At 34.9% G+C, this 19,996-nt stretch carries 14 protein-coding genes; 10 read left to right on the top strand and 4 right to left on the bottom strand.

What is annotated here, in order from left to right; translation table 11 throughout:
• Nucleotides 1-48 precede the first annotated feature (48 nt).
• Genes FJR47_RS01730 through FJR47_RS01710 form a run of 5 tightly spaced genes read left to right on the top strand, consistent with a single transcriptional unit; the run spans nucleotide 49 to nucleotide 7,244 of the window.
• Nucleotides 49-411 (top strand): hypothetical protein, encoded by a 363-nt coding sequence (locus tag FJR47_RS01730; protein WP_241690956.1) that lies wholly within the window; start codon nucleotides 49-51, stop codon nucleotides 409-411.
• Nucleotides 401-2,203 (top strand): excinuclease ABC subunit UvrC, encoded by a 1,803-nt coding sequence (uvrC, locus tag FJR47_RS01725; RefSeq protein WP_152298767.1) that lies wholly within the window; start codon nucleotides 401-403, stop codon nucleotides 2,201-2,203. Before FJR47_RS01730 ends, uvrC begins: the two co-directional genes overlap by 11 nt.
• Before the next feature lie 60 nt (nucleotides 2,204-2,263).
• Complete coding sequence (locus tag FJR47_RS01720) at nucleotides 2,264-3,760, top strand: Hpt domain-containing protein (protein WP_152298766.1); 1,497 nt, start codon at nucleotides 2,264-2,266, stop codon at nucleotides 3,758-3,760.
• Nucleotides 3,760-6,855 carry an ATP-binding protein gene (locus FJR47_RS01715; protein WP_152298765.1) on the top strand — a complete coding sequence of 1,032 codons (3,096 nt, stop codon included), beginning with the start codon at nucleotides 3,760-3,762 and terminating at the stop codon, nucleotides 6,853-6,855. Before FJR47_RS01720 ends, FJR47_RS01715 begins: the two co-directional genes overlap by 1 nt.
• Nucleotides 6,856-6,866: 11 nt before the next feature.
• Nucleotides 6,867-7,244 (top strand): response regulator, encoded by a 378-nt coding sequence (locus FJR47_RS01710; RefSeq protein WP_152298764.1) that lies wholly within the window; start codon nucleotides 6,867-6,869, stop codon nucleotides 7,242-7,244.
• A gap of 23 nt (nucleotides 7,245-7,267) precedes the next feature.
• Here FJR47_RS01710 and lon read toward each other — a convergent pair whose 3' ends face one another.
• Both lon and FJR47_RS01700 read right to left on the bottom strand, forming a co-directional pair.
• Complete coding sequence (gene lon, locus FJR47_RS01705) at nucleotides 7,268-9,679, bottom strand: endopeptidase La (protein WP_152298763.1); 2,412 nt, start codon at nucleotides 9,677-9,679, stop codon at nucleotides 7,268-7,270.
• On the bottom strand, nucleotides 9,666-10,418 hold the full coding sequence (locus tag FJR47_RS01700; protein ID WP_152298762.1) for an outer membrane protein assembly factor BamD: 753 nt from the start codon (nucleotides 10,416-10,418) through the stop codon (nucleotides 9,666-9,668). The genes lon and FJR47_RS01700 overlap by 14 nt, the downstream gene beginning before the upstream one ends.
• A gap of 171 nt (nucleotides 10,419-10,589) precedes the next feature.
• Between FJR47_RS01700 and FJR47_RS01695 the strand changes: the two genes are divergently transcribed.
• The 5 genes from FJR47_RS01695 (at nucleotide 10,590) to hpf (ending at nucleotide 16,747) form a co-directional block, all read left to right on the top strand.
• A complete protein-coding gene (locus FJR47_RS01695) occupies nucleotides 10,590-14,156 on the top strand; it encodes an Ig domain-containing protein (protein ID WP_152298761.1) in 3,567 nt (1,188 codons plus the stop codon).
• The gene (locus FJR47_RS01690) at nucleotides 14,150-14,782 is read left to right on the top strand and encodes a type II secretion system protein (RefSeq protein WP_152298760.1); all 633 of its coding nucleotides are present in this window, start codon (nucleotides 14,150-14,152) and stop codon (nucleotides 14,780-14,782) included. The genes FJR47_RS01695 and FJR47_RS01690 overlap by 7 nt, the downstream gene beginning before the upstream one ends.
• Nucleotides 14,782-15,690, top strand: a complete 909-nt coding sequence (locus tag FJR47_RS01685) for a type II secretion system protein (RefSeq protein WP_152298759.1) — start codon at nucleotides 14,782-14,784, stop codon at nucleotides 15,688-15,690. Before FJR47_RS01690 ends, FJR47_RS01685 begins: the two co-directional genes overlap by 1 nt.
• A complete protein-coding gene (locus FJR47_RS01680; protein WP_152298758.1) occupies nucleotides 15,666-16,139 on the top strand; it encodes a hypothetical protein in 474 nt (157 codons plus the stop codon). Before FJR47_RS01685 ends, FJR47_RS01680 begins: the two co-directional genes overlap by 25 nt.
• 65 nt (nucleotides 16,140-16,204) lie before the next feature.
• Complete coding sequence (gene hpf, locus FJR47_RS01675; protein WP_152298757.1) at nucleotides 16,205-16,747, top strand: ribosome hibernation-promoting factor, HPF/YfiA family; 543 nt, start codon at nucleotides 16,205-16,207, stop codon at nucleotides 16,745-16,747.
• Nucleotides 16,748-16,804: 57 nt separating this feature from the next.
• Here the strand turns inward: hpf and recG are convergent, their stop codons facing one another.
• Both recG and FJR47_RS01665 read right to left on the bottom strand, forming a co-directional pair.
• Entirely contained in the window at nucleotides 16,805-18,601 is a 1,797-nt protein-coding gene (recG, locus tag FJR47_RS01670; protein WP_152298756.1) for an ATP-dependent DNA helicase RecG, read from the bottom strand.
• Nucleotides 18,602-18,721: 120 nt separating this feature from the next.
• Nucleotides 18,722-19,963, bottom strand: coding sequence for a M16 family metallopeptidase (locus FJR47_RS01665; RefSeq protein WP_152300251.1), 1,242 nt, complete (start codon nucleotides 19,961-19,963; stop codon nucleotides 18,722-18,724).
• Between the last annotated feature and the right edge of the window lie 33 nt (nucleotides 19,964-19,996).

Below are 19,996 nucleotides of genomic sequence, written 5' to 3'. Positions count from 1 at the left end.
CAATTCTCTCAGCTATCTTATTATAAATGTATTAAGATAGTACAATCTATGTTTACACCGCCTATACAAAAAATGATCAACTTTACTTACATCAAAAACAAAACTCTGTTTTTTGTATTTAATCACCCCGTTGGGAAACAAGAGTTTGATAATAATATACAAAGCATTAAAAGTGCTTTAAAATATCATATGCCCCAAGAGTGTAAAGAGTGTGATGAAAATTTATTTGATGATATAAAAGCTTTTGTAACACACACTCCCAAAAAAAACAAAGAAGAGATTAAAGAAACAAAACAGGTTTACAAAGAGCGTTCAACCGGAAATTTTGAAATCAATATAGATGATGAAAAACTAAATGCACTTGTTCATGATATTCAAAAAATTATAAAAAAGATGAATAATGAATCTTGAGGAAACTATAAAACAACTGCCCGATTGTGCCGGAATATACCAATATTTTGATAAAGAGGGACATCTTCTTTATGTAGGCAAAGCAAAAAGTTTAGCAAAAAGAGTAAAAAGTTATTTTATTTTCACCCCTTCTCTAAAACCAAATACAAATCTCTCAAGCAGAATCAAAAAGATGATTTCTCAAGCAGTTTCTATGAACTACATAGTTGTAAATTCAGAGCATGACGCTTTAATTTTAGAAAATTCACTTATCAAGCAGCTTAATCCCAAATATAATATTTTACTAAGAGATGACAAAACTTACCCCTATATTTACATAGACAACGCAAAAGAGTATCCAAGATTTGAAATAACAAGAAAAATCATACAATCTTCAAATGTTACATATTATGGTCCCTTTTCCGTCGGTGCAAGAGATATCTTAGACTCAATTTATGATATATGCCGTCTTGTACAAAAAAAAGGATCTCTAAAATCAAAAAAACTCTGCCTTTACTATCAAATAGGCAAATGTCTTGGACCGTGTGAATTAAATGTTCCATATGAAGAGTATAAAAAAGAGCTTGATTTGGCTACAGAACTGATAAAAAACAAGAAAACACTTCTGGCAAAACTAGAAGAAAAGATGCACTTTTATGCCCAAAATCTTCGATTTGAAGAGGCAGGTGAAATTAGAGACAGATATCAAAGAATAAGCCGTTCAGAGATAAAGAGTGAAATTGATTTTGCCAGTGATGAAAATTACGATATTTTTGTTCTAAAAAATGCTGAAAACAGAGCAGTAATAGTAAGAATATTTATGAGAGGAGGCAAAATCATCTCATCTTCGCATGATTATATCCAGCTCAATGAAGGATATGATGAAGATGAACTCTACCAAAGAGCTCTAATGGATTTTTACTCAAATGGAAAACCTCCGATTATAGCGCCGATACTGATTGCTACTGAATTTGAAAATAAAAATATCATAGAAGAGTATCTTACTACTCTCTTTGAGAAAAAAGCGCTTATAAAAGTACCTAAAAAGGGGGATAAAAAGAAACTTATTGATTTGGCTTTGATAAATGCGCAGGAACTTTTAAGAAAAGAGGGCAAACAAAACAGCGATGCGATCTTAAGTGAAGTAAAAGAGTTGTTTTCTTTAGAAAAAATTCCTAAGCGCGTAGAGATTTTTGACAACTCTCATATGTCAGGAGTTGCAACAGTCGGAGCTATGGCGGTATATGATAAAGGAGGTTTTGATAAAAAAAGTTACAGAACCTATCATCTGCAGGCAAAAGACGAGTACTCTCAAATGAGAGAGACACTTACAAAAAGAGTAGAGAGCTTTTCCAAAAACTCTCCTCCAGATTTATGGATTATTGATGGAGGAGGCACACTCTTAAAACTTGCTTTTGAAATTTTAGAATCAAATGGAGTTTTTTTGGATGTCATCGCAATATCAAAAGAGAAGATAGATGCAAAAGCACATCGAGCAAAAGGAAAAGCAAAGGACATAATTCATACAAAAGAGGATGTTTTTAGGCTTAAAGACAGCGATAAAAGACTTCAATGGATGCAAAAATTAAGAGATGAAGCACATAGAAGCGCAATAAACTTTCATAAAAAAACAAAACTAAAACTTGATAAAGAGAGCAAACTCTTAAGCCTAAAAGGGATATCACAGGCAAAAATAGTTAAACTAATAAACCATTTTGGAACATTTGAAGCGCTTAAGAACCTAAGTGTTGAGGAGATTGGTTCTGTTTTAAACATAAAAGATGCAAATATAATAAAAAGTATTTATAAATAAGTTTTTTTTTAAACTATTTGTGCTACATTTAATACTATTTATATTACATAAAAGGCTCAGATGCTAATCTATAATCACAAAAAAGAGTTTTGGGGAATTGATGAGGATGATTTAAAAGCTCTCGGCCTCTCAAGCATTGAAGAGCTTCAAGATCAAGCAGCAGATTTTGCAGATCTTTTTGTAAAAAAACCCGGCTTTATTCATAATTTTAAACATATGCACTGGATTGATTACATCACATGTAACAATATAGATTCAAAAGTCATTCTTCGTATCAAAGATAAAAATTATGCGGCACATATAAAGATAAAAACAATCTACCTTATAGACAACCCATCTAAAAAAGCATATGGTGTCAATCTTCGTAAAATCAAGCTTTTATCAGATGCGCAAGATGAAAAAATCTCTACTCCTATGATGCAAAAACCTGCTACAAGAGAAAACTTTCAATCTAGCGAATTATATGACAGAGCCATAATACCCAAAGATGCTCCTGCTAAAAATGATAAAAACTCCAGTGAAACAACCATTACGGCAAAACAGGATTTACACAAAGATTCTACAAATAAAATAAAAGAAGAAGATAACGAGTCTGTGCATAAACAACTAGTTAATGTAGAACAAAAAGAGGAGAAGAACTCTTTTGCAGAGTATGTGTACAATCCACAAATAGCTTCTGAAGAGCTTGGTTTACCGATTGATCTTATAGAAGAGTTTATTCAAGATTTTATTGCTCAGGCAGAGAGCTTTAAAAATGATCTCTATGAAGCAGCAAACACCCAAGATTTAAATCATCTAAGAGTACTTTCTCATAAACTCAAAGGTGTTGCCGCAAACCTGAGAATAGAAAATGCTTTGAATACTTTAATAACAATCAATACATCAAACGATGACAACGAAATTAAAACCAATCTTGAAAAATTCTATAAAATCATTGATAAGCTCTCCCATAAAGAAGAACCGGCTGAAGAAAAGCCTACTGAGAAAGCTAAACTTGATAACGATGATACAATTATTTTATCATTTAAAGAAGATGTCAAAAACGAAGATCTCTCAAATCTGCAGATAAATGACTCTCAAGTTCCTGATTTTATAGAGATAACTGAACTAGCAGACGATGAATTTTTAAAACCAAAGATTACTATAAATCAAGATAAAATAGCTGATGAAGATTTATCTATTTTTGATAATTATGATTATATATTTCAAGAAAAACTGCCTAAAAAGAGCTCTGATACTGTTTTTAATTATGATAAAAAACAGATAGCAGATGATATCGGTTTGGATATAAAAAGTTTTAATGAACTCTTTAAAGATTATTTAAACGAGATGAAAAAGCTCTCAAATCATATGTTTGAATCAATTCAAAAGAGTGATATAAACGGGTGCAAAAGTGCAGTCCTTAAAATAAAAGGAATGAGCCAAAATATGAGAGTTCCTAATTTTGATCAGGACTTAAGTGTGATTATGAACGCCAATGACATAGATACGATTGATAAAGCTGGCAAAAACATTATAGCAACACTCAATAAAATTTTAGACATAGAAAATAAATAATGCAATTTGGATTAAAAAACAGACTAAAACTTATAAGTCTTTTGCCCATTATCATACTTTTTTCAATGACAAGTTACTACTTTTATAACTCTTTTTTTGAGTACAAAGCAGCAAAAGAGTTGCAAAACAGGTTGGATCAAAACAAGATTCTCAATGATTTAATCAGAAATCTTGCGCGTGAGCGTGGTATGAGTGCCATGTATCTCGGAAACCAAACTGAGAATATTTTAAAATCTCTTAATGAACAAAGAAAAATCGTTGATGAAAAAATAGCACTATACATTAAACATCTACAGCAAGAAAAAGTATCAAGCGAGATCCCTTTAATGCTATCTAAAATAAAATCTGTAAGAGCTCTTGTAAACAGTAACGAAATTGAATTTTCTGAAATGTTTGTAGATATATACAGCAAAGCACAGGAAAAACTTATCCAACAACTCAATTATATTGCAAACAAAGATATTGACAAAGAGATCAATGAACTCTACTTTTTGTATACCTCATTAATTTATACACGAGAAGCTTCAGGGATTGAGAGGGGATATATATCCCACATTATTTCGCGCTCAAGAGTACTTTCGCCTGATGATTTAAATAGATGGATTTCTATTATTAGTAAAGCTGATGCTATTACTTATGAGAAAATACAAAACAAAGAGTTGGTAAAAAAAATTGATGCCATATTTAAAACCAAAGAGAGCAAAGAGTTGTTTGCAGATATCAACAGTGAAAGAACAGCCATTATAACTGCTGCCAAGAGCGGTAAATATGACATTGACTCAGGAATCTGGTTTACTATGTTATCAGAAAAAATCAATCTAATTTCAAAAGCGGAAATTTTATTGTTAAATACTATAGACAATAAAGCGTATGAGATACAAAACAGCTCCTTACAAGTACTGATTATAACTTTTACTATATGGATTATTGCTATTATATTGGCAATTCTCGGCTATCTGCTCGCAAATGAAATAACTAAAAATATCAAAAAACTTGAAAATGTACTAAAAAAAGTTGCACATGACTATAACACGCAAGATAAAAAAATCAATCTTCACACATCTCAAGGAACAAACTTAGCTTACGAACTTCTTGAAGAGATTATTGAACAGACAAAAAGGGATAAAGTTTCTGCTCAGGAAGCGAGTGAAGCAAAATCAATGTTCTTGGCAAATATGTCACATGAGATTCGCACTCCTCTTAACGGTATCGTCGGATTTACTGAGCTTTTAAAAGATTCAGGCTTAGGCGAAGAGCAAAAAGAGTTTGTTGATATTATTGAAAAAAGTTCTGAAAATCTTCTTGAGATTATCAATAATATTCTTGATTTATCTAAAATAGAGAGCAATAAACTTGAAATTGAAAATATTGCCTTTGATCCGATAGTAGAGTTTGAAAATGCGGTTGAAGTTTATGCTGTTCGTGCCAGCGAAAAAAATATAGACCTTGGCTGCTTTATCGATCCAAGGCTTGAGTCTCCTCTCAAAGGTGATCCTACAAAACTTAAAGAAGTTCTTATCAACCTTCTCTCAAATGCCATAAAATTTACAAACAATAATGGATTTATCAATATTAATATCAGAAAAATCAAATCTGATGAGGCTGATAAAACAAGAGTTAAGTTTGAGATTCAAGATAGCGGTATCGGCATAGCAGATGAACAAAAAAGTAGAATTTTTGAAGCATTTTCCCAAGCAGACACTTCCATTACTCGTAAATATGGCGGAACAGGTCTTGGGCTTACCATTTCTAGCAGCTTTATAGACCTGATGAGCGGAAAGCTTGACCTAGAGAGTAAGCCAGAAAAGGGTACTACTTTCTTTTTTACTCTTGACTTTGAAGAGATTGAAACACTTTCTAAAAGTTTCCAAGATAGATTTAATGACCTAAATGCGATTATCTTAGAGAGTTCACACAAAACTAAAAATCAAGATAACTATCTAAAAGAATATCTTGATTATTTTGGAGTTAAGTATACCGTAGTAAAAGAGATGCATAAAATCAAATCACTTTTAGAAAATAAAAACTATGATCTCTTATTTGTAGATTATGACTATATAGACAAAGAAACGCTTGCAAAAATAGCGACTCTTGCGCCAAAACTTGTTGTTTTAACAAAATCAAATATTATGAAGCAAATAGATACTTTTGGCTTTGATATCTTTAAAATCTTATATGAACCGCTGCACTCTTCAAAAATAAAACAGATATTACTAAACTATATCTCATTAAATAAATCTACACAAGATAGTAAAAAACAATCCGGTAAAAATTTTGCTTTATCTAAACCAAAATTTGCAGCAAATGTTCTTGTCGCCGAAGACAATATAATAAATCAAAAACTTATTAAACGAACACTTGAAGATTTAGGTCTAAATGTTACTGTTGCAAATAACGGACTTGAAGCATTTCAAAAAAGAAAAGATGAAGATTTTGATATAATTTTTATGGATATTCAGATGCCGGTTCTTGACGGCATTGAAGCAACAACAGAAATTTTAAAGTGGGAAGAGGATTATAAACAAGCACATGTGCCTATTGTGGCATTAACAGCAAATGCCTTAAAAGGAGATAGAGAAAAGTTCCTCTCAGCAGGGCTCGATGAGTACACCACAAAACCTCTTATTCGGCTAGAAATAGTATCTATACTAAATAAATTTTTAGCTGATCATATAGTAAGAGATACAAATCTGCCAAATAAATCTGTCAAACTTCATATTAAACCTAAATACAAAGCAGATGTACTAATAGCTAAGAAAAGTGATTTTGAAACAAAACTATACACTAAAATAGTAGAAACAATAGAGGGTATAACATATGAAGTTGCCTCTTCGCCGGTAAATTTTAAAGAATTAATAGAGAACTACTCTTACAAAATAGTGCTTTTTGACAAGGAGTATGACACTTTGGATATAGAAACAATATCTTCAGTCATCAAAAAAAGAAGTGCTTCAAACGGTCTTGATTCTATTATTGTTCTTATCGATGAATCAAACCAAAAAGAGACTCTGACATATAAAAAATATGTAGATGAAGTGATCAAAAATGTTATAAACAGAGATTTATTAAAGTCGCTGTTTATAAAATATATCTAAAGGATAAAGAGATGATTTCAAAAGAATTAATAGTGCTAACAGTAGATGACGATATGATAAACCTTAAACTTCTAAAATCAATGCTTATGAAAAACCCCGATGTAAAAGAAGTTATTGAAGCAAGAAACGGGATTGATGCTATCAATCAGATAAAAGAGAGAGAAGATATTAATCTTATTCTTTTAGATATCATTATGCCTGTGATGGATGGTTTAGAAGTTCTTAAAGTTGTAAATTCTGATGAAAATATTAAGCAGATTCCCATTATCGTACTTACGACTGATGAAACAAAAAAAACAGAAGCCCTTGAACTCGGCGCAAACGGTTTTTTAATGAAACCGATAAGAAACGGTGAATTAACTCAAAAGATAGAGTCAATTACTCTTTAAAGTTTACAAGCAAAGAGGAGGCTTTAAACTAAAACTTGTTTTAAAACCTCTTCAACTTTACTAACCGGAACAATTTCTAACGAATCTTTTACCTCTTGTGGAATATCATCCAGATCTCTCTCATAATTCTTTAGCGGAATAAGTACTTTGCTCATATCAGCTTTATGTGCCGCTATAAGTTTCTCTCTCAGTCCGCCTATCGGCAGTACATCTCCGCTTAGAGAAACTTCACCCGTCATTGCGATTTCTGAACGAATTTTTCTTGAACTCAGTATTGAAGATATAACGCTTACCATCGCAATACCTGCACTTGGTCCATCTTTTGGAGTTGCACCGTCTGGAACATGTATATGCAGATCATATCGTTTATAGACTTCGCTTAAATCTACTGCCGTTTTTTCCTCTTTTTCTTTGATTGAAAGAGGAATGTTTTGAGGGTCTATTTTCAATTTTTTTGTATCTATAAGTGTTTTTACCACACTGTATGCAATAAGTGCCGACTCTTTCATAATATCGCCTAAACTGCCCGTAAGCTGCATGCTTCCCTTGCCTTTTATGCGGATACTCTCTATTTTTAAAACATCTCCGCCGACCGCTGTCCATGCCAGACCGTTTACAACTCCAACAACAGGAACTTTTGTCGTCTTTTCAATCTCAAATACCGTTTTGTCAAAATAGTCTTTAAGATTTTTCAGAGTCAGTGAAACTCTGCTGATTTCCGGATGTTCAAGTAGTTCACGAGCAACTTTTCTTGACATATTTGCAAGGCGGCGGCGAAGATTGCGCACTCCCGCTTCACGGGTGTAGCTATGGATAAGCTCTTTAAGTGCAGGTTTTGAGATAGCAACTTCTGATTTTCTTAAACCATGTTTTTTAAGCTCTTGCGGAATAAGATATCTAGATGCAATCTCATACTTCTCCTGAGGAGTATAAGAGCTTATGCTAATAAACTCCATTCTGTCACGAAGCGGAGCAGGAATAGTTCCGACATCATTTGCAGTTGCTATAAAGATAACTTTTGAGAGATCAAGATTAAAGTTAAGATAATAATCACGAAACTCTTTGTTCTGCTCCGGGTCCAGTATCTCTAAAAGTGCTGCTGTCGGGTCGCCTCTGCCGGTTTTTGCAACTTTGTCTATCTCATCAAGGACTACTACAGGATTCATTTTTTTAGCATCAATCAGTCCCTGGGTTATACGCCCAGGCATCGCGCCGACATAGGTTCTTCTATGTCCTCTTAACTCATTTACATCTTCTAAACCGCCAAGCGCTATCCTGATTAACGGTCTTTTTAACGCCTCTGCTATAGAATTTGCCAAAGATGTTTTACCCACGCCCGGAGGTCCTGAAAAACAGATAATCGCTCCTGAATTTCCCTTTACTCCTCTAAGCTCCATCAACTCTTTTACCGCAAAAAACTCAATAATTCTCTCTTTTGGTTTTTCTAAAGAGAAGTGGTCTTTATCCAGTTGATTTTCTACTTCACTGATTTTAAGCTTCTTTTTACTCTCCTCCCCAAAAGGGATCTCTAAAGCCCACTCTAGATAAGTTTGTGTCATAGATGCATCTGAAGAGTCAGGATGCATTCGCGAAAATCTCTCTATCTGTTTATGTATCTCTTTATAAGCCTCTTCGCTCATTTTCTCTTTTTTCGCTTTGAGTTTGTTTCGGTACTCTTCTATCTCTTCATCTCTTGAAGTATCGCTTCCAAGCTCTTTTTGAATCTGCTTTAGCTGCTCTTTTAAGAAATACTCTTTATTGATTTTTTCTATATGTGTATGCACTTTTGAACGAATCTCTTTTTGCAGCTTATTTGCCTCAATCTCATCGATAAGATACTCTATAAGATCCAAAAATCTTTTTTCAGTATCAGTCTCTACAAAAAGATTGTAAGCCTGCTCTTTTTTGAGCTTAACACTACTGCATATAAGATCGATTATGCGGTTATGGTCATGATTCTCTTCTATAGTTTTTAACAGATCCGGAGGAAAATAGCTGCTCACGGCAGCAAGCGCTCTAACCTTTTCACGAACTATCTCAAGTATGGCATCTATCTTTAAAGAGCTTACATTTGTAGCATTTATGATATCTACATGTGCAATAAGAGGATCGTCTTGAACTTTTTTTATAACTTTAGCCCGTGCTAGACCTTGAAAAAGCACTTTTACTCTTCCGTCGGGAAGTGAGACTTTTCGCATGATAGAACCTACTACACCTGCGTTATAAAGTGATTCAAACTCTCTTTCGCCCTCATAAGAAGGTTTTGTAGGGCAAACAATAACCAAAGATCCATCTTCAATAGCCTTTGTAGCCGCTTTTATGTTTTTCTCATCGCTTAAAAAAAGCGGAGAGATCATAAACGGATATAAAAAGAGTTCATCCTCCGCTATAACGGGTATATCAGCCGGAAATGCTTTATAATCACTTAGTTTCATCGCTCTCTCCTACATCTTCATCTTTTACAGAGCTTCTAGAAACAACACTTTGCGTGTCCGGTATCATAAAATCATACCAGCTTGAAGTACCGTCTCCTTCAAACCATGAACGATACCATGGAGCAACAGCTCTGTTTACCTCTTCTGAGACAATCCAGGGTTGCGGATTTATAGATCTGTAATATGCGGCACTTTTTGGTTTGTCTAACCTGTCATAAAGCCCGGCTATGCTCTCGTTGAGCGTAAACTCGGCAAGATAAAGTCTGGTAAGCATCGTGTTTATGATCTCTAGATACATTGAGTTTGGATATATTCTCTTAAACGCTTCGCCCTCTTCTATCGCCTCGGTTATCAACCCCTGATCTCGTCTTGGATTTGGTAGAGCCATATATTTTGCTTTTATTTTTAAAAATTCTGCTTCCTCTTTTTCATTTGGAGTTGCATATCTTTTAATATACTCATTTAAAAAATGCTCGCTTAAAAGATACTCCTCATGATACATATGCGCAAGTGCGAGTATCATCGTAGCCTCTGGGAGCAGAGGAGAGCCGATGTGCTCGCCCTGAAGTGAACTGTAGTAGCTGTCAGCTCTCTCCAGATCTCCGTTAGAAACACTCTGCACTATTTTTGAGTACCAGTATATAGCAGACTTGTTATACTCCTCAACCTCTTTTGAACATCCTGAAAACAAAAGCGAAAAAAGCACCAAAGCCGCTAAAAAATAAATCTTTAATTTCATAAAATAAATTCCTAAATTTTAAATAAGATGTTATTTTATCCAAAAGATATATAACACTCATTAAATCAGCTCTTTTTTATAAAAAAAAGATGTTAAGCACTTATTAAGTATGTTTGATAGTATAATGTAGTATTAAAAAGTGAAGTTTTGCACTTTTAGTTGGAGGATTCGATGAATTTATTTCACTCTTTTTTGGTTCTTATGGTTATTTTGCTATCTCCTGCCTATTTAAAAGGTGCTGATGCATGCTCAAGTGACTATTCTTATAGCATGTCCGCATCATCTCCAATTCAAACACATAGTGCTTCTATGTCTAAAAATGACACTATATATTATTATATTCAAACAAATGCTGCCGGAACATTAACAATTGCTACAGATAATAGTAACAATAAAATTCACCTAAATGGTTCAGGAGACAGCTGTCCCTCGGGAGAAGCCTCAAAAAAGACTTTGCTGATATATGAGAGTAATGGTGCTTTTGATGTAAATGTTGCCGTTTTTGCTTCAAATGATGAAAGTCATACATTAACAGTAACATTTATACCTTTACCAACTCCGCCGATTATGGGTGATGTTCCTGACCAGCTTATTATAGTGGGTACACCTTTTTCTTTAAATATTTCGACCTATGTCACACTTACTGACAGTGACCCTATTATCTCTTATGCTTTATCCGGAACGCTTCCAGCGGGCTTGAGCTTTAATACAACAACCGGTATTCTCAGCGGCACTCCCACAGAAAGTGGTACATTTACTTTAAGCGTAACGGCGCAAGACAAAGATGGCACATCAAACAGTGATAGCTTCACATTGAGCTCTGAACCGGTTTCTTCTGGACCTCCGGTAATGGGAGACATTCCAGACCAAGATATATCTAACGGCATACCATACACGCTTAATATTGCAGACTACGCACAAGCAACAGACAGTGCAATTGAGTCATATACATTAACCGGCACGCTACCGACAGGTTTGGATTTTAACGAAACCAGTGGTGTGATTAGCGGTACGCCTACGGTTGATGGAACATACAGCCTAGGCGCTTATGCGACCGATGGAGAAAATGAAGATTCCAATACTGATGAATTTACAATAACTGTTTCTCCCCTAGGTGAAGAGTCAGATTTACTTATAATTAAAACCCCTTCAACTTATTATGCTGATTTAAATCAAACAGTTACATACATGATTACAATTGCCAATGAAACTAGTACGCCGATGTCTGATGTAAGCATAACAGACACTTTACAAGCTTTCCATTATGATTTTATTAATGGTACAGCAGGAGATGAAGTCAGCGGTTTAAATTTCAACTTAAATATTATCGATTCTGGATCACTTAACTGTGGAAGTGTTGATCCAACTGCTACCAACTTTACATGCACAGGAGATATTCCAAAGCGTACAGGTAACAGTGGTGTACCTGGTTTAGCAAGAATAATATATGAAATCACAACACCGTTATCTCCTGAACCTGCTTTACTCAAAAATGAAGCGATCATTGACGGAACAATAACAAAATCAGATGCATCAATTATCGTAAGCAGTGAAGATGGAAGCGGGGGAGAAATTATCTTCACTCCACCGCCTGATCATGCAGATGTAATTGATACAGATATGTGGACAAACATTGATACTTACAACGCAGGAACAAGTAAAGTTTTAAAAACAAAAATCTCCGCGCAAACAAGTGTACAGCTTACTGCAGTGCATCTTGACGGTAGTCAAAATGCATCAGTCTTTACACCTTTAGACAATGAACTCTCATTTTTAGTTATACCTTATCTTAGTAATGGAATATGTTCAACACAGGAACCTCTTTATGATGCAGACACTGGGCGTCCCGTAGTTTTTGAAATTACAAATAATAATGTAATAGATACAAGAAATGTGAACATACCTGCTCATGCGTTAAAAAATGCGCGTCTTTCAGTTTCATATCTTGATTTGGATCAGTTATACATAGATTCTGGTATAAAATGTGTTTATAGCAGTTCAACAACTGGAAATCTTGCAGGTCTTGGACAGTGTGTCAACTCGGCAAACAAATATTATGATGCTTTTGGACTTAGTGCATATGAGCGTTGTCAAACTATGAATGGAAGACCGTGTGAATCTTCTAATAATGGAGCATCTGATCCAAACGAACCTGGATACAATCCTCTATATGACAACGAGCTTGGCTGTTTGATGTGTACTCTAAATGCTTTTCCAGATTGTTCAAGTGACAATTTTGCAATTCGCCCAGATAGATTTGAAATAACTTCAACAAATCCGCATATGCAGAATCTTTTGCGCTCAGGTTCTGATTACAATACAACAGTCAATGCATTTGATTATGATTCTGTCGGGCATATAGATGTTAATTCTCAAGGGTATAACCAAACAAAAGCAAATCTTGACATTAATGAATCAATAGTCTTTGCAAAAGATGGCAGTGCAGCTATTTTAAACGGGATTGTAAATTTTGGCCTAAATGACTTTAATATGAGCAATGGCATATCAACAAATGGTGCAAACTCAGAAGTTGTTGCTATTAATTTTAATGATGTAGGAAAAGTCAATTTAACACTAAAAGACAAAGAGTGGGCAAGTGTAGATATAAATAATGTAAATGATCCAACTCCTCATGACTGTAGCAGCGAGGGTGCTTATGTATGTGGTGATATAAATGTTACATTTATACCTCATCATTTTGGATTCTCTGATGGAAATGTATCAAACTACATAACAACAGATAATTTTACATATATATCAAATTTAGACGATGCAAATCAATCAACATTTGATATGGCCGCTAAAGTCAAAATAAAAATTATTGCGCAAAATGAATCAAATGGAACAACAATAAACTTTAGAGACGGTGCTGCATATTATGAAAATCCTATATCAGTTAATTTCACTGCAACAGAACCTAATCAAGGGGATGCAAACACTACAAAAATAGTTAATCTGCTACTTGGCTTTGGAACTGATGGTGATGACAACGGGACAAAGACCATAACTTTTGAAGAAGACAATCTATCAAAAGTTTTACGATTTAATTTTCCTCGTCAAGTAAATGTTGCAATCAATCCGTTTGACATTAATGTTTCAGATATCAATATATCAACAGAATCATACTATACTCAGACCCCGGTAACCGGATATGATTCAGATGCAAATATAACAGGCTCTAAAGATGGCTTAGAAGATGGTAATGCGACATTTATATACGGCCGTACACATGCTTCAAGACAAAGATACGAAGGTCCAACTGGAACAGCAAATATCTACTTTGAAGCATACTGTTTTGAAACAGACAGTGTAGGTAGACCTTGCAACAAAAACCTGCTTCCAAACGGAGTTACTTCAATAAATGTAGATGATTTAAGATGGTTTATAAATGCAGATCATAATACAACTAATCATGGTAATATAGGCATAGTGCAACAAAAAGATGCTACTCCTATTGACTCATCTGATGATATTGTAGATGTTACAGCACAAGATAACACTACTAATCCATCTAAGGCTGATCTTGAGTATGATGAAAGCAAAGGATATCCATACAAAACAACTATGCATAACAATGCATCTCGTTGGCTAATCTATAATGAAGATGATCCGACGGCTACAAGAAACGAGTTTCAAGTTGAGTTTGATAAGTTAGGTGACTGGACCGGCGAGCATGAAACAGACACGACAACAAAAAGCACCGGCGGGGTAAAAACAAATAGGAGAATCATGTGGTAAGAAGAGAAACCTCTTTTGGCAGAGCCGCTTTTACAATGATAGAGCTTATATTTGCTATTGTTATTGTATCTATTGCAGTTATATCGCTCCCTACAATGATTCAGATTACATCCAAAGGGATTGAGAGCAATATAGTTCAGGAAGCTATCTTTGCAGCCTCTGCAGAACTGATGGGAGCAACATCTTACTATTGGGATGCAAACTCAATGGAAGATAATGAAACAAGCCGCCTATCAAGAGTTATAGATGTAGACAATGACTGTGAAGATAATGCTTCAAGCCCGAGATATAGACTAAGAGACGGTCATATCGCTCAACCGTATCATAGAAGATGCTTGAATGACAAAACCGTTGGCATAGACGGCAACCCAAGCACCGACTTTCCAAATATAAACAATTTTACAGGTGGAGAAATTTTTGATATCAATGTAACAGAAGCTTCCGGTTATAAAGACATCTACACTAGTTCAATCAATGTAGCATATGTTGATGAAACGGGTGCAACAAACAATAATATTAAAAAAATAACTACTACAATCACAAATTCAAAAGGTGAAACGATTATAAAACTAAATACCTACTCTGCCAACATCGGCGAGATTGACTACTACAAGAGGAGATTTTAATGCGTAGAGGCGCTTTTACTCTTCTAGAACTTATCTTTGTTATAGTAATCATGGGAATTCTTGCAAAATATGGTGTTGAGCTACTCTCTCAGGCTTATAAAAGCTTTATATTTTCAAGTATCAACAACAGACTCCAATCCCAAACTGCAGCTGCAGTTGAGACAATAGGTTCAAGGCTTCAATACCGCATCAAAGACTCTGTAATCGCTAGAAAGAGTGCTACTGATTTTGAAGCTTTAGCTTATTCTCCTTACGAGGAAAACGCAACAATACTAGAATGGGTAGGAACAGATATAGAGGGATTTCGCGGAAATACTCCTAATGCTGGCGGAAATTTTCTGCCTCACTGGAGCGGAATAATTGATTTAAAAGATCCAAATACAAATGCTACTAATTTAGTATCTCCCGGAACCGATACCGGCGCTTTAAATACATTAATTGGTGTTTTATCACATGGCAGTGGAACTACCATAAATGATGCTGCTCTCTATTTTGTAGGATCTGATAGTGATATCAAAACCGGCTATGGATGGGATGGAGTCGCTTTAACAGACCATAATACAAGTGTTATGCATCCCATAAATAATGGAGGAAGTGTAAATGAATTTGTGTCTGGCATAACTGGGGACGATTTTAGAGATGTTAATGTTTACGAATATTATCAGCTTGCTTGGACTGCTTATGCTGTTGTACATACTCCTGATGATGGAAATTTAACTCTCTATTATGATTATCAACCGTGGCAAGGAGATAAATATAGTGATGCCAATACAAAAAAAGCTGTAATCATGGAAAATGTAGATACTTTTAGATTTAAAGCAGTCGGCTCAATTGTTAAAATTCAAGTGTGTGTCAATTCTGAGTTAGTGGAGGATTATTCGTTATGCAAAGAAAAAACTATTTTTTAAAACCCAATCCTCATAAGAAGCGTTCAGGCTTTGCTATGATAATGGCTATAGCGGTTATAATTATCATAGCGACTATTATGGCGCTCTCTTTGGCACTTACAACAGAAACAAGTAAAAGAACTGTCGATTTATATCTTTACGAGCAAACCGCACTCCATGCAAAGAGTGCTACAGAGTTGGCACTTTTGGACATCGCGCAAGCTGCACCCTGCACTATAACAGCAAGAAACTACACTTTTGACGATGGTCTATATGATGTAAATATAACTCTAAAATATATCTATACAAATCCTTCCCCATGTGCATCAGCCACAAATGATTATATTAGTGTTGTTACTCCCGAACAAAACGGTTCTGTACTTATGGATGTAACGGTAAGCCCTAGAGCAGATCAAAACCTTAGCACCGAACCTATCCGCTACTTTAGAAGAACAATCCAAAAACTCTAAATAATGAATTATTGTAAACGATTTAATGCTATAATAATCGTTATTTAGAAACTAAAGGATTTACCATGAATATATCATTAACCGGAAGACATGTAGAGCTTACAGAGCCTATTAAAGCCTATATGAATACATCTATTAACACTCTTAGCAAATACAATATGGACATTATCTCTGTAAATCTTATTGCATCAAGCCAGACAAAAAAGGGCAAACCTCTCTCTGTTGTAGAGTTTGTTATCAACCTGGCACATAAAAACTCCATAGTCATAAAGCAGAGTGACCAAGATCTTTATGCTGCTATCGATTTGGCTGCAGAGAGAGCACAAAAAGCGATGCGCCGTATACATGATAAAGAAAACACACATCATAAAGATGGTATAAATGAAGCAAAGAATGAAGCCTTTAAAAGTGTAGATCTGCATGAGGCGGACGAAGCGATGGAGGATGAAATCATCCCCGTTGAGCTTACTCTTTATAAACCAAGAGAAGTCGAAGATGTTTTAAATGATCTCAAAGATAGCAACAAAATGTTCGAAATCTTTTTGGACAACGAAAATAAAACACGCGTTCTCTACAAAAGAAGCGATGGAAGATTCGGTTTATATTAATAGACTTTTTTCTTCTAGCACGGATTTTTATCCGTGCTGAAAATCCTACAAAGTTATTTAACTTAAAAAACAATCTTTTTTTACGCTTTTTACTATATCTTCATCTTCTGCCAGATCAATCCACTTAAACTGACTTCCGCTTTGATTGTGCCCTTTTAGCAGATCGCCGCTTTTTCTATACTTCAAATCAAGATTTGCGATATCAAATCCGCTTATTGTTTTCGTAAACCTCTCCAATCGTTCAGATTCACTCTTGTTCGTATATAAAAAACAGTAGCCTTTAAGACCCGTACGGCTGACACGACCTCGCAACTGATGCAGCGTGGAGAGTCCCAATCTCTCTGCACCGACAACGACCACTGTGCTGAGTCGCGGCAAAGAGATGCCAACCTCAACCACAGTTGTAGCTATCAAAATATCACCTTTTTTGCTAAATTCTAGCAAAACTTCCTCTTTATCTCTGTCTTTTCCATGGGTAACATAAACATTTTCAAATCTATTTTCCCAGTACCCTCTTGCTTCATCTATGCTTTGATACTCTAAAACCTCACTCTGTTCAACAAGCGGATAGACAAGCAAGATTTGATTCCCGTAATCTATCTCGCTCTTTATATGTTCTAAAAGCTCTTTAAAATCTTTTTTATGTATAACCTTGCTAGTGATATCTTTTTTAAAAGGTGTGGAAGTTATAAGTGAAACATCTATATGAGCAGTCTCTATCATCGCCTGCGTTCTGGGTATGGGCGTTGCAGAAAACTGCAAAAAATGCGGTTTTTTATCTCCTATATTTACCAATTTTTCCAACATATTTCTCTGAGCCGTTCCAAAGCGATGCTGTTCATCCACCATAACAAGTGAAGCTTGGGGAAGTTCTCTGTAAAGCAGAGCATGCGTACCTATAATAAAATCATACGCATCCAAACTTATTTTTTTACTTTTGTTTGTAACCAAAGCTATTTTTACATCCGGGAGGTATTTAACCGCTTCATTGTAAAGCTGATTTGCCAAAATTGTTGTCGGTGCCATAAGAATAGAGCGCTGTGGAAGCATCATAACACAAGAGGCAAGTATCACCATTGTTTTTCCGCTCCCGACATCTCCTACTATCATTCTTTTCGCTGATATATTACTTAAGAGATCTTTTTTTATATCCTCTATAGCATTTATCTGCTCATATGTTAGTTTAAACGGCAATCTTTCTGCCCACTTCTTATAATCTTGACATGTAGAGGTTATGGACTTAAAGTATCTTCTTTTGTGAGAGAGCTGTTTCATGTAGGTGAAGAGTTCTACATACTTAAGAGCATTGAGTGTTTTAGATTCTAATTTTTTCAGATTTACTGGCTCTTGAGCTGGAAAATGGATCTTTAAGAGCTCTTCAGCCACCTCCTCTTTTAAACCCTCTGAAAGTAAATTTTCTTTTGTTATAAACATTTGAACAAGACGAAGCATAACATCTGTTCTAAGCTGCGTTTTGTATCTTGGCGTTATTTTGCCTACATTTGTAACTTTTTTGGGCATACTCATACTGCAAAAACCACTTTTGCACTCAATCATTCCATAGTAGTAATCCCTCTCTCCTACATTAAACTGATGAATCATATAGGGTTTTGGACGAAAAAGCACACCTGTTATGGTATGTCCGAAATTATGGGCATAAAATGTAATCTGAAGAGAGTTCGGAGATTTGTAAACGGACTCGACAGTGGCATCGATTAACTGCATAACATGTGTTTGAAGTTTGTTATGAAGCCTCAAGTCCTCATAAGCAGAGGGAACAATAAGAGTAAGCTCAGAGTAGCTGCCGATACCCAATTTTTTAAACTTCTCTTCCTGCTCTTTAGTTATGTCCATTTTAAGTCCTTAGTATTTAATACTATCTGTTTTTATGAACTTTGTGGTGAAATATTGCAAAATGCAATATTTTTTATAAAAATTTCGTTTTTTGAAAAAAACTAGCGCTTTCTAAAGAAGCTAGCGCTTTGTAACGATTGCAAAACTCATATCTAAGATCTCTTTATGAAATTTGATAAACTCGTTTAGATCATCTAGTTTTAGTTTTTTTATTTTTTCTAACTCTTTAAGAGAGTTTCCAAGCTCTTGTCCATTGTAAAACTCCATAAATGTTCTATGAAGTCTTTGACTCATTGTCTCCACTCTTAGAGGCTCGCTTCCAAGCAAAAACTTTTTAGTCTGCTCAAGTTCTTCTTCTGTTACACCCTCTTTTACAAAATCTGCAACAATCTTTTTCACTGTTGCTTTGGCATCTTCAAGAGACTCTAACTTTGTTTGAAGATATCCGCTCATATAAGAGCTTGATTTGCTTACCTGAAGCCTTGCATATGCTGAATAAGCAAGCCCTTTTTTCACTCTGATCTCTTCCATAAGTCTTGAGCCAAAACCGCCTGCACCCAGGATAAAAGTAGCAACTCTTGCTTTGTAATAATCCTCGGAATTTACACTTATGTTATATGGTGAACCAAAGTATATATACGCTTGCTGTGTCTCTTTTTTTACAATTTTCTCTTTTACTTCTTTAGAAACTTCATACTTTTTTACACTACTTGCTTCACCTTTTGGCATTGATGCTATGATTTTTGAAATTTTATCTTTAAGCTCTTTTATATCTACATCGCCGCCAACAGCAACAATAAGTTTTGAGCTTACCAGGTTTTTATCCAAGAACTCTTGAACATCATTTAAATCGATACTCTTTACACTATCTATAGTTCCAGATGAAGGATTTGCAAGTACACTTCCTTCAAAAAGAAGTGCTTTTAACTCATTTGAAGCGACATAATCAAAATCATTCTCTTTTCTCGCAAGATTGCCAAGAGTAGTTGTTTTTACTTTTTGAACTGCTTCTTGCGTAAGGTTTGGATCTTTTAAAAGCAGTTCAAAATATTTCAAACCCTCATCAAACTCCTCTTTTAAACATCCAAGCTCTATTACAAATGTCTCTCTTCCTGTTGAAGCCGATATATGAATGGCTCTGCTCTCTAACTTCTCGGCAAACGCACTTGAACCAAGTTCTTTGGTTCCTTCGTTCATGATTTTTGCACTAAATTTAGCCAAACCTGCTTTTGTAGTATCAGCAATACTTCCGCTGTTTTGAAAAATAAACTGCATCGTCACCAGAGGCAATCTTTTGTCCTCTTCAAAAACAATAGGTATGTTTATATCTTTTATTTTTAACTCTTCTACCGTCGCTGCCATCATTATATTTCCTAAAATTAATAATAATAAAAT

The organism is Sulfurimonas xiamenensis, from assembly GCF_009258045.1.
Taxonomy (GTDB): Bacteria; Campylobacterota; Campylobacteria; order Campylobacterales; family Sulfurimonadaceae; genus Sulfurimonas; species Sulfurimonas xiamenensis.
Note: the sequence above shows the minus strand (reverse complement) of the source record. Positions and strands in the feature narration are given on the sequence as shown.

What these genes read in the sequence shown, in the direction of transcription:
- FJR47_RS01730 (WP_241690956.1), top strand. Translation starts at nt 49, where the DNA reads ATGTTTACACCGCCTATACAAAAAATGATCAACTTTACTTACATCAAA.
- uvrC (WP_152298767.1), top strand. Translation starts at nt 401, where the DNA reads ATGAATCTTGAGGAAACTATAAAACAACTGCCCGATTGTGCCGGAATA.
- FJR47_RS01720 (WP_152298766.1), top strand. Translation starts at nt 2,264, where the DNA reads ATGCTAATCTATAATCACAAAAAAGAGTTTTGGGGAATTGATGAGGAT.
- FJR47_RS01715 (WP_152298765.1), top strand. Translation starts at nt 3,760, where the DNA reads ATGCAATTTGGATTAAAAAACAGACTAAAACTTATAAGTCTTTTGCCC.
- FJR47_RS01710 (WP_152298764.1), top strand. Translation starts at nt 6,867, where the DNA reads ATGATTTCAAAAGAATTAATAGTGCTAACAGTAGATGACGATATGATA.
- lon (WP_152298763.1), bottom strand. Translation starts at nt 9,679, where the DNA reads ATGAAACTAAGTGATTATAAAGCATTTCCGGCTGATATACCCGTTATA.
- FJR47_RS01700 (WP_152298762.1), bottom strand. Translation starts at nt 10,418, where the DNA reads ATGAAATTAAAGATTTATTTTTTAGCGGCTTTGGTGCTTTTTTCGCTT.
- FJR47_RS01695 (WP_152298761.1), top strand. Translation starts at nt 10,590, where the DNA reads ATGAATTTATTTCACTCTTTTTTGGTTCTTATGGTTATTTTGCTATCT.
- FJR47_RS01685 (WP_152298759.1), top strand. Translation starts at nt 14,782, where the DNA reads ATGCGTAGAGGCGCTTTTACTCTTCTAGAACTTATCTTTGTTATAGTA.
- FJR47_RS01680 (WP_152298758.1), top strand. Translation starts at nt 15,666, where the DNA reads ATGCAAAGAAAAAACTATTTTTTAAAACCCAATCCTCATAAGAAGCGT.
- hpf (WP_152298757.1), top strand. Translation starts at nt 16,205, where the DNA reads ATGAATATATCATTAACCGGAAGACATGTAGAGCTTACAGAGCCTATT.
- recG (WP_152298756.1), bottom strand. Translation starts at nt 18,601, where the DNA reads ATGGACATAACTAAAGAGCAGGAAGAGAAGTTTAAAAAATTGGGTATC.
- FJR47_RS01665 (WP_152300251.1), bottom strand. Translation starts at nt 19,963, where the DNA reads ATGGCAGCGACGGTAGAAGAGTTAAAAATAAAAGATATAAACATACCT.